Below are 9,668 nucleotides of genomic sequence, written 5' to 3' on the forward strand. Positions count from 1 at the left end.
CGAACCGGCCCGTTTCTTAGTTTTTATTCCTTAGCGGCGGAACTGACGCTCCAGCTCGGCCATACGGGCCTCGAACTCCGCGTCCTTCTTGCTCTCTTCTAGCTTCTTGGCATAGTCGTGGGGCAGCAGCCCAGTGATCAAATAGATAATGTGGCCGGCAACCGAAACGCAGTGGTCGGCATAGCGCTCGTAATAGCGCGTAATCTGCGAGGTCTCCACTGCCTCTCGGACGGATCCTTCCCACTCGCGCTGGGTCAGGAGGCGCAAAAGATGAGAGTTGATATCGTCCACGGCGTCGTCATCGGCGCGAAGGTTCACGGATAGATCCGCGTCGGGAGTAACGAGAATATTGTGCAGCACAGAACCCATCTCTTCAGTGAGACGGTACAGCTCCTCAAAGTAGCCCATGTAGTTCGCAGGCACCACGGGATCGGGGTGGCGGCGGCGTGCGGAATCCGCGATGTGTTGGGCAAGCTTTCCCATTCGGTAGAGGTCTTCCACGATATAGATGGAAGAGACAACTTGGCGGAGATCCTGCGCCATGGGGTTTTCTAGTGCTAAAAGTTTTACGGCGCGCTCCGAGCATCGAGTGCGGATCTCATCGAGCTCCTCAGTCATAGTGAGAGCTTCTTCGGCAGATTCCAAAACGCCCTGGATTAGCGCCTGTGAGGCATTATCCATGATGGTGCGCACGGTATCGCACATGACGATGAGGTCATGGGAGAAGTTGTCTAAGTGTTCCCTGTAGGCAGCACGCATGCCAGAAATAATAGCGAAAACTTTCCATTCCCGCGCAACTTAAGTGGAAGATAAATGCACGATACCTATATACCCCAGGGTGCTCTGATGCCCTAATAAGGTTAACCGCCGGAATTCATAATATCTGCGGCGACGGGAACGCATTCATCCTCCGGATCGTCGAGCCAGCCATCTGGCAATGCCACCTTGGAAGGCGAACCTTGGCGGCCTCGGGCACCGTCGGCGTCGGCAGCCAAGGCGTCGGAATCTGCCCATGGGGCTAGGAGCTCTCGCAGTGCGTCGAGGGAATCCACCTTGGCCAAGCCCGCGCGTACTTGGCCGCCGACTGGGAAGCCGCGCAGGTACCAGCCAATGTGTTTGCGAATGTCGCGGGAAGCATTATCCTCGCCATCGTGCTCTGCGAGTAGCTCTGCGTGGCGGAGAATAACCTGGGTAACCTCACCCAGGGTGGGCTCAGCTGGGATGGACTCGCCGCGAAGGGCAGCGCCGAGCTCCGCAAAGAGCCACGGGCGGCCGAGGCAGCCGCGCCCGACCTGCACGCCGTCGCAACCGGTCTGTTCCATCATGCGGCGCGCATCCTCGGCGCGGAAGATATCGCCATTGCCCAAAACCGGGACTCCAGTGTCTGCTAGGTGCTCTTTTAGTCGGGCGATCTCGTCCCACCGTGCTTCACCGGAATAGCGCTGGGCGGCGGTACGGCCATGCAAGGTAACGGCGGCGGCGCCGGATTCGACGGCGATGCGCCCCGCATCAAGATGCGTATGGTGTTCATCGTCAATGCCTACGCGCATCTTTACCGTTACTGGGATGTCGGTGCCCTCAGTAGCTTTGACGGCGGCGGAGACAATATTGCCAAAGAGGCGTCGCTTATAAGGCAAAGCGGATCCACCGCCGCGACGGGTCACCTTGGGAACCGGGCAGCCAAAGTTCATATCAATGTGGTCCGCCAAGTTCTCGTCCACGATCATCTTTGCTGCCTTGTAAGTATATTCCGGATCCACCGCATAAATCTGCAGTGATCGGGGATCCTCCTGCGGAGCAAAGGTTGTCATGTGCAGCGTCTTTTCATTGCGCTCTACTAGCGCGCGGGCGGTGACCATCTCACAGACGTAGAGGCCGGAAACCGTGCCAGTGCGCGCCAATTCCTGCTCGCGGCACAACGTGCGGAAAGCAACGTTGGTTACCCCCGCCATCGGGGCGAGGATGACGGGGGAGGAGAGATCGTAGTGTCCAATGCGCAAATTCACGCCCCAATTGTGCTAGTTGACGGGCCAAAATAGCAACTAGGGCCACAGTGGTGGCGTTCCTTATTTCCGTTTTATGGGGTGGGGGTCACACAAATGTGGTGGAAATCTTGCAAAGATTCGCTAATGTGGTCTGTGTAACTAATTAGGACGGCCGTTATTTTGGCTAGTCTCTCGATGAAGGAGGATTACCCTTGTCCGAAAGAATCGCGTATGCCCCGTTTCAAAAGCTCGTAGTTTCGGCAGAAGAGGCTGCTCAGCACGTAAACCACGGTGATCGCGTAGGCATTTCCGGCTTTACCGGCGCTGGCTACCCTAAGGGCCTGCCTACCGCCATTGCAGAAAAGGCCAAGGCCCTGCACGAAAAGGGCGAGGAATTTAAGATCGATGTCTTCTCTGGTGCCTCTACTGCTCCGGATTGCGATGGCGTCCTCGCGGAAGCTGAGGCGATTCGCTTCCGCTCTCCTTATAACTCCGATCCCACCTTGCGTAAGCAGTTCAATGACGGAACCGCGCTCTACCAGGACATTCACCTGTCTCACTCTGGCCAGCAAGTAGAGGAGGGCTTCTACGGTGATTTCCAGGTAGCCATCATCGAGGCTGTGCGCATCACCGAGGAAGGCCACGTCGTCCCGTCCTCCGCCGTGGGCAATAACCTCGAATACATTGAGGCTGCGGATAAGATCATCATCGAGATTAATGAGTGGCAGTCCATCAACCTCGAAGGCATGCACGATATCTACCGCATTGAAAAGCTGCCGAACCGTCAGCCTATCCCTATCACCAAGCCGGGTGACCGCATCGGTACCACCTACATGGAGGTACCGGAGGACAAGGTTGTCGCAGTGGTCAAGACCGATGCCCCCGATCGCAACGCGCCATTTAAGGAGCCGGACGAGATCTCGGAAAAGATCGCTGCAAACTTCATCGAGTTCCTTGAGGGTGAGGTGGCTGCCGGCCGCCTTGAGTATGACAAGTTCATCATGCAGTCCGGCGTGGGCAACGTGCCAAATGCCGTGATGGCTGGCCTCCTGGATTCCAAGTTTGAAAATATCCAGGCGTACACCGAGGTTATCCAGGATGGCATGCTTGATCTTATTGATGCCGGCAAGATGACCATGGCCTCTGCTACCTCCTTTGCCCTTTCCCCGGAGTATGCCGAGAAGATGAACGCGGAGGCAGAGCGCTACCGCAAGCACATCATTCTTCGCTCACAGCAGGTCTCCAACCACCCAGAGGTCATTCGCCGCGTCGGCTTGATTTCTTCCAATGGCATGATTGAGGCCGATATTTACGGCAATATCAACTCCACCAACGTCTCCGGCTCCCGAATCATGAACGGCACCGGTGGCTCGGGTGACTTCACCCGCAACGCCTATATCTCCACCTTCGTCTCGCCGTCCGTGGCCAAGGATGGCGCCATTTCCGCGCTGGTTCCTTTCGTGTCCCACACGGACCACACCGAACATGACACCATGGTCATCATTACCGAGTATGGAGTAGCTGACCTGCGCGGACTGGCTCCGAAGGAGCGCGTGGAGAAGGTCATCTCTGTGGCTCACCCAGACTACCGTCCGCTGCTGGAGGACTACTTCAAGCGTGCCAAGGAAAACAAGTTCCAGCACACCCCGCACGATTTGAAGACCGCCTTCGACTTCCAGGTGAACTTCATGGAAAAGGGCGATATGCGCGGCTAATCTAGCTGCGTCCTGGCAGGCGCTCAGCGATGAGCTGGGCGCCTTTCGCTTGCCGACGCCCCCCTAATTAGGACTTTGCAAATGCCGCAAGCTAAGATGTAGCGACGTTGGGCCTTTAGCTCAGTTGGTAGAGCTACGGACTTTTAATCCGCAGGTCGTGGGTTCGATCCCCACAGGGCCCACAACGGGAGCCACCTTATCGGGTGGCTCCTTTTAGTTTTTCACCATCTTCTTGATGGCGCGCATAGCCTCTTCTAGCTTCTCCGTGGCCACTTCGCCGTCCTCGGCGGCAGCACCGGCCACGCAGTGCTCGATATGGTCTTCTAGGAGCGCGAGTGAGACATTTTCTAGCGCTGACTTCACGGCCGAAATCTGGGTAATAATGTCAATGCAATATTGGTCTTCCTCGATCATGCGATGGATGCCGCGTGTTTGGCCCTCGATACGTTTGAGCCGTGCGAGGTAGCGATCTTTACTTTGTGAATCTGCGTTATATCCGTGCACGTGTGGCTCGTGACAGGAGCACGTTTGATGCTGGTCAGACATGGTTCCTAATCTTTCTGGGGGAGCGATTTTGTAACTAGGTGAGGTCTCCAGTATATTTCTAGAGGTCGCCATAGCGCGACGGGCCCCCATCGTCTAGCGGCCTAGGACACTGCCCTTTCACGGCAGCGGCACGGGTTCGAATCCCGTTGGGGGTACCAACATGAAAGTGTTGGTACGAATTAAATATTCGATTGGCCTTGTGGCGCAGTTGGTTAGCGCGCCGCCCTGTCACGGCGGAGGTCGCGGGTTCAAGTCCCGTCAAGGTCGCAGAAAAAGCAGCAATCGTTTCTACGATTGCTGCTTTTTGTTTTGGTACGCTGGCGCCAACTAAGGAATTAGGAGGGTCAGCACTGTGGAACCATACGTAGGGATTGTCGTCTTTGAGCTCGTGTCGCAGGATTCGGAGCGTGGTAATTTCTACCGGGAAGACTTCTTCCTCGTCTACGCAGATTCTGAGGAGGAGGCGCACCACAAGGTTGCTAACCGAGCTCACGAGCAAGAGTATGAAGAGCTGAAGTTGCGCCACATTGTAGATGTTGCTCCGGCCCTGTATGGCTATGTGGACCGAGATTGCGACCTTTACTCGCGACACTTTGCCGCACTGGAAGACTATGAGCGCTTTGAGATGAAATTAGGAGGAAGCGATCCTCTTCAGGCTCCCGAATAGTGTTATGACGTGCTGATTTGGTGAGTGTTGGGAGTCTTCTGTAAAGTAACTATCCGTGCCAGAGAGCACACATAATTTAAAATGGCCTTGTGGCGCAGTTGGTTAGCGCGCCGCCCTGTCACGGCGGAGGTCGCGGGTTCAAGTCCCGTCAAGGTCGCCGAAACCTTCGGGTTTCTGGCCAGATAGCTCAGTCGGTAGAGCACACGCCTGAAAAGTGTGGGGTCGCCAGTTCGATCCTGGCTCTGGCCACAATAATGGCTCCTCTTTAGAGGGGCCATTTTTGCTTTAGTATAGGTGCATGGAACACGCTATTGCACACCAGACCGATAAATCCCGCTACGTGCTGACCGTGGATGGCACTGAGGCGGGTGCTTGCTACTACGTAGACGCGGGCGATACCCGCGAGTTCAACCACACGGTCATCAAGGATGCGTTCCGCGGCCAAGGACTGTCCGCGCCGTTGATTGAGGCAGCGCTTGACGATGCCCGGGGCGTCGGCAAGCAAGTCATCGCTTCCTGCTCCGCCGTGGCACACTTTATAGAAAAGAACCCCGAATACCGCGACCTGCTGCGCCCAGAAGGCATATAAAAAGCGGCCCACAAGTGCCTGTGGGCCGCTAGGAGAGAATTTAGATGTAGTAGTCGGGGTCGACCAGCTTGATGCGCTCATTTGGATTGCGTGGGCGGTTCTTGGCCGGGATGCCCACCGCGATATGTTCGGCGGGCACGTCCTTCGTCACTACGGCATTGGCGCCAATGGCCGATCCCTCACCGATCGTGATAGGGCCGAGTACCTTAGCGCCTGCGCCGATGACTACATTGTCCTCGATGGTGGGGTGGCGCTTGGTCTGGGTAAGCACCTGGCCACCGAGGGTGACACCGTGGTAAAGCATGACGCCATCGCCAATCTCGGCGGTTTCACCGATGACGATGCCCATGCCGTGGTCAATAAAGAAGCGGCGACCGATAGTGGCGCCCGGGTGGATTTCCACGCCGGTAAAGAAGCGGTTAATTTGCGCTAATATGCGCGCGGGCCCGCGTAGGCCGCGCTTCCACATCCAGTGGGAAATGCGATGAGACCACACCGCGTGGAGGCCGGAGTACACTATTGCATTTTCGACGTCGCCGCGAGCGGCTGGATCGTGATCTCTTGCATTCGCTAAGTCTTCACGGATGTAGCTCATAATGTTCATGCTCACATAGTACTGGCATAAAAAAGGCACCCGCCAAGGTTGGCGGGTGCTTTTATTCAACCGAAGTGATTTAAGCCTCGCGGATGTCCTCGAAGAGGATGGTGGAGACGTAGCGCTCACCGAAGTCCGGCAGGACAACCACGATGGTCTTGCCCTCAAACTCTGGGCGCTCTGCCAGCTTCAAAGCTGCAGAGACGTTAGCGCCGGCGGAAATGCCTACCAGCAGGCCTTCCTGTGTGGCCAGGTCGCGGGAGGCCTTAATGGACTCCTCGGTGGTGGCGGTAAAGACTTCGTCGAGAAGCTCGCGGTCAAGTACCTCAGGAACGAAGTTGGCGCCGATGCCCTGGATCTTGTGCGGGCCAGCGTGGCCTTCAGATAGGACAGGGGAGTCGGACGGCTCGACGGCGGCCAAGTGCAGGTCCGGATTCTTGGACTTGAGGAAGCGACCCACACCGGTAACGGTGCCGCCGGTGCCTACACCAGCAACGAAGGCATCAACCTTGCCCTCGGCGTCTTCCCAGATCTCCGGGCCGGTGGTCTCCTCGTGCATCTTCGGGTTTGCCTCGTTGGCGAACTGTGCAGCCAGGATAGCGTTGTCGTTCTCGGCGACGATTTCATTCGCCTTGTCGACGGCGCCCTGCATGCCCGCCGCGCCTGGGGTCAGTACAATCTCTGCGCCATAGGCGCGCAGCAGCACCTTGCGCTCGTTGGACATGGTCTCCGGCATGGTCAAGATGACCTTGTAGCCCAAAGTGGCGCCGGCCAGAGCTAGGGCAATGCCGGTATTGCCGGACGTGGCTTCCACGATGGTGCCGCCCGGCTTGAGCTGACCAGACTTCTCAGCGGCCTCAACGATGGCCTTGCCGATGCGGTCTTTCACGGAGTTAGCGGGGTTAAAAGATTCAACCTTGGCAAGCACGGTTGCACCCTTGCCCTCGGTAAGACGGTTTAGGCGGACCAGCGGGGTGCCGCCGATGGTTTCCATAATGTTGTTGTAGACAGCCATTGTATTGACTCCTTTGGGAATCGGATTTGGATTCAAATCGTGTACAACGCAAGGGTACACTACACAAGTAGACCGGTCAGTATATAAATTCTAGACCGGGCATTCGGGCATTCCATGTGGGATTACAACACCGGATAAGCCAGGGGCGATTTCGAATTACCCCCACATGCTGTCTATACTTCCACTCAGTTGCCCGCTGGCCCCCAAATTCCCGGGGGGAAGACGGGTACACCTGCTTGGTTACCCCCGACGAGGAAAGAGTCTCATGGAGTCGCATCGCCTCAAAGATGATGAAGAATCCGTACGCGCGGCGTTATCGTCCCTGAAAACCGCTACAGGTATTCCGGTGACGATGTATGCCACGCTGCTGCCAGACAATCGCTTGCAGATTACGCAGTGGGTGGGCCTACGTACCCCAGCGCTGCAGAATCTGATCATTGACTCAGGCGTTGGTGTGGGTGGGCGAGTGGTGAGCACTCGCCGCGCGGTAGGCGTCTCCGATTACACCCGTGCTACTACCATTTCGCACGAGAATGATCGCGTAATCCAAGACGAGGGCCTGCACTCCATCGTGGCTGTGCCCGTTACGGTCCAGCGCGAAATCCGCGGCGTCCTCTACGTGGGAGTGCATTCACCAGTTCGCCTGGGCGACAAGGTCATTGAAGAAGTGACGATGACCGCGCGCACTCTTGAGCAGGACCTAGCTGTAAATTCCGCGATGCGCCGCGCCGATGGGTCTAAAGGCGGAGCCGCCCGCGGCCACGTTATGAACGGTGCTGAGTGGGAACAGGTACGCTCCACCCACTCCAAGCTGCGCATGCTGGCTAACCGCGTGGAAGACGAGGAGCTGCGCAAGGAACTGGAGACGCTATGTGACCAGATGGTTTCTCCGGTGCGCGTGAAGCAATCCACCAAGCTCTCCGCCCGCGAGCTCGACGTTCTCTCTTGTGTGGCCCTGGGCCACACCAACGTGGAAGCGGCTGAGGAAATGGGAATCGGCGCAGAAACTGTGAAGTCTTATCTGCGCTCGGTAATGCGTAAACTCGGTGCGCACACCCGCTACGAGGCGGTCAATGCCGCCCGTCGCATCGGCGCGTTGCCTTAAGAACCGGTAGCGTAGGCAGTTGTGAAAGATCAGTTTATTGTTTCCGGCGGTGCCCGCTTAGAGGGCACCGTCAAAGTAGATGGCGCAAAAAATAGCGTCTTAAAGCTCATGGCCGCATCCTTGCTGGCGGAGGGCACTACGACGCTGACCAACTGCCCAGAAATTCTGGACGTCCCCCTGATGAAGAAGGTCCTCGAGGGGCTCGGTTGCGAGGTAGTTATCGAGGGCTCTGAAGTCCGGATTACTACTTCTGCGCAGCCACAATCTAATGCGGACTTTGATGCAGTCCGCCAGTTCCGCGCCTCCGTTTGTGTGCTCGGACCCCTGACCTCCCGCTGTGGTCATGCCAAGGTAGCGCTGCCCGGCGGCGACGCGATTGGTTCCCGCCCGCTAGACATGCACCAGACGGGCCTGGAAAAGCTGGGCGCTACCACTCGTATTGAGCACGGTGCCGTCGTGGCAGAAGCCACCCACCTACGTGGCGCGAATATTCGCCTTGATTTCCCGTCAGTGGGTGCAACCGAAAACATCCTCACCGCCGCGGTTCTCGCTGAGGGGGAAACCGTTCTGCATAATGCGGCTCGTGAGCCCGAAATCGTCGATCTGTGCACCATGCTCAAATCCATGGGTGCCGATATCGAAGGTGAAGGAAGCTCGGTGGTGACTATCCGGGGCGTCGATAAGCTGCAGCCCACCCAGCACGAGGTTATCGGTGACCGCATCGTGGCAGGTACATGGGCATATGCCGCCGCCATGACCCAGGGGGACATCACGGTGGGCGGTATCTCACCGCGCCACCTGCACCTGCCACTGGAAAAGCTGAAGTCCGCCGGTGCCGAACTGGAAACCTATGAGAACGGCTTCCGCGTACGCATGGATCAGCGCCCGCAGTCGGTGGACTATCAGACCCTGCCATTTCCGGGGTTCCCTACTGATTTGCAGCCTATGGCCATTGGCATCTCCGCCATTGCGGACGGAACGACGGTCATTACAGAGAATGTCTTTGAATCCCGCTTCCGTTTTGTAGATGAAATGCTGCGCCTGGGTGCCGACGCCCAGGTTGACGGCCACCATGTAGTAGTCCGTGGCAAAGAGCGGCTGTCTTCTACTCACGTATGGAGCTCCGATATCCGCGCAGGTGCGGGCTTGGTGCTTTCTGCGTTGTGTGCGGATGAGACCACTACGGTTCACGATGTTTTCCACATCGACCGCGGTTATCCGAATTTTGTAGAAAACCTGCAGCGTCTCGGCGCCACGATCGAAAGAACTCAAGAAGAAGAGCTCTTTTAACGACGTCCTCAGTACACAGTTTTCCGTAGTGTGCTGGGGATTTGTGTTGTTTGGTTGTGGTGGGCTAGATTAATCCAAGTCGCCGAGAGGTAGCCGGGAGGTTACTTGTGAGCGAATTTTGTACGGACTTGGTTCGATGATTTGATTTTGTTCTTTGAGTT

Annotated in this window: 10 protein-coding genes and 5 tRNA genes; 10 read left to right on the forward strand and 5 right to left on the reverse strand. The window is 57.0% G+C overall.

Annotation, left to right across the window (positions count from 1 at the left end):
* Positions 1–30: 30 nt before the first annotated feature.
* Both phoU and dusB read right to left on the reverse strand, forming a co-directional pair.
* Positions 31–759 (reverse strand): phosphate signaling complex protein PhoU, encoded by a 729-nt coding sequence (phoU, locus tag QP990_RS01315; RefSeq protein ID WP_284798080.1) that lies wholly within the window; start codon positions 757–759, stop codon positions 31–33.
* A 101-nt stretch (positions 760–860) separates the two neighbouring features.
* Positions 861–2,006, reverse strand: coding sequence for a tRNA dihydrouridine synthase DusB (gene dusB / locus QP990_RS01320; RefSeq protein WP_200288675.1), 1,146 nt, complete (start codon positions 2,004–2,006; stop codon positions 861–863).
* A gap of 191 nt (positions 2,007–2,197) precedes the next feature.
* On the opposite strand from dusB, the gene QP990_RS01325 reads away from it, so the two are divergent.
* Both QP990_RS01325 and QP990_RS01330 read left to right on the forward strand, forming a co-directional pair.
* A complete protein-coding gene (locus tag QP990_RS01325; RefSeq protein ID WP_284798082.1) occupies positions 2,198–3,700 on the forward strand; it encodes an acetyl-CoA hydrolase/transferase family protein in 1,503 nt (500 codons plus the stop codon).
* Positions 3,701–3,809: 109 nt separating this feature from the next.
* Positions 3,810–3,882, forward strand: a tRNA-Lys gene (locus QP990_RS01330).
* Between the two features lie 31 nt (positions 3,883–3,913).
* Here QP990_RS01330 and QP990_RS01335 read toward each other — a convergent pair.
* Positions 3,914–4,246 (reverse strand): metal-sensitive transcriptional regulator, encoded by a 333-nt coding sequence (locus QP990_RS01335; protein ID WP_023019853.1) that lies wholly within the window; start codon positions 4,244–4,246, stop codon positions 3,914–3,916.
* 82 nt (positions 4,247–4,328) lie between these two features.
* Between QP990_RS01335 and QP990_RS01340 the strand changes: the two genes are divergently transcribed.
* The 6 genes from QP990_RS01340 (at position 4,329) to QP990_RS01365 (ending at position 5,502) form a co-directional block, all read left to right on the forward strand.
* Positions 4,329–4,404, forward strand: a tRNA-Glu gene (locus QP990_RS01340).
* Between the two features lie 35 nt (positions 4,405–4,439).
* Positions 4,440–4,513, forward strand: a tRNA-Asp gene (locus tag QP990_RS01345).
* Positions 4,514–4,598: 85 nt separating this feature from the next.
* The gene (locus QP990_RS01350) at positions 4,599–4,913 is read left to right on the forward strand and encodes a DUF4288 domain-containing protein (RefSeq protein WP_239208370.1); all 315 of its coding nucleotides are present in this window, start codon (positions 4,599–4,601) and stop codon (positions 4,911–4,913) included.
* 83 nt (positions 4,914–4,996) lie between these two features.
* Positions 4,997–5,070: transfer RNA gene (locus QP990_RS01355), tRNA-Asp, on the forward strand.
* 19 nt (positions 5,071–5,089) lie between these two features.
* Positions 5,090–5,162: transfer RNA gene (locus QP990_RS01360), tRNA-Phe, on the forward strand.
* Positions 5,163–5,211: 49 nt separating this feature from the next.
* The gene (locus QP990_RS01365) at positions 5,212–5,502 is read left to right on the forward strand and encodes a GNAT family N-acetyltransferase (RefSeq protein WP_239208369.1); all 291 of its coding nucleotides are present in this window, start codon (positions 5,212–5,214) and stop codon (positions 5,500–5,502) included.
* A 40-nt stretch (positions 5,503–5,542) separates the two neighbouring features.
* On the opposite strand, the gene epsC is transcribed toward QP990_RS01365, so the two are convergent.
* Positions 5,543–6,106, reverse strand: coding sequence for a serine O-acetyltransferase EpsC (gene epsC / locus QP990_RS01370; RefSeq protein ID WP_034655513.1), 564 nt, complete (start codon positions 6,104–6,106; stop codon positions 5,543–5,545).
* Positions 6,107–6,176: 70 nt separating this feature from the next.
* Positions 6,177–7,112: a cysteine synthase A gene (gene cysK, locus QP990_RS01375; RefSeq protein WP_023019849.1), complete on the reverse strand. Its 936-nt coding sequence runs from the start codon at positions 7,110–7,112 to the stop codon at positions 6,177–6,179.
* A gap of 265 nt (positions 7,113–7,377) precedes the next feature.
* Between cysK and ramA the strand changes: the two genes are divergently transcribed.
* Positions 7,378–8,217: an acetate metabolism transcriptional regulator RamA gene (gene ramA, locus QP990_RS01380; RefSeq protein ID WP_005325834.1), complete on the forward strand. Its 840-nt coding sequence runs from the start codon at positions 7,378–7,380 to the stop codon at positions 8,215–8,217.
* A gap of 21 nt (positions 8,218–8,238) precedes the next feature.
* A complete protein-coding gene (gene murA, locus QP990_RS01385; RefSeq protein WP_284798087.1) occupies positions 8,239–9,507 on the forward strand; it encodes a UDP-N-acetylglucosamine 1-carboxyvinyltransferase in 1,269 nt (422 codons plus the stop codon).
* Positions 9,508–9,668: the final 161 nt, after the last annotated feature.

The sequence above is a fragment of the Corynebacterium sp. MSK071 genome, assembly GCF_030232125.1.
GTDB classification, from domain to species: domain Bacteria; phylum Actinomycetota; class Actinomycetes; order Mycobacteriales; family Mycobacteriaceae; genus Corynebacterium; species Corynebacterium kefirresidentii.

Coding starts and splice junctions, on each gene's coding strand:
- ramA (WP_005325834.1), top strand. CDS start 7,378: ATGGAGTCGCATCGCCTCAAAGATGATGAAGAATCCGTACGCGCGGCG.
- cysK (WP_023019849.1), bottom strand. CDS start 7,112: ATGGCTGTCTACAACAACATTATGGAAACCATCGGCGGCACCCCGCTG.
- QP990_RS01365 (WP_239208369.1), top strand. CDS start 5,212: ATGGAACACGCTATTGCACACCAGACCGATAAATCCCGCTACGTGCTG.
- phoU (WP_284798080.1), bottom strand. CDS start 759: ATGCGTGCTGCCTACAGGGAACACTTAGACAACTTCTCCCATGACCTC.
- epsC (WP_034655513.1), bottom strand. CDS start 6,106: ATGAACATTATGAGCTACATCCGTGAAGACTTAGCGAATGCAAGAGAT.
- QP990_RS01335 (WP_023019853.1), bottom strand. CDS start 4,246: ATGTCTGACCAGCATCAAACGTGCTCCTGTCACGAGCCACACGTGCAC.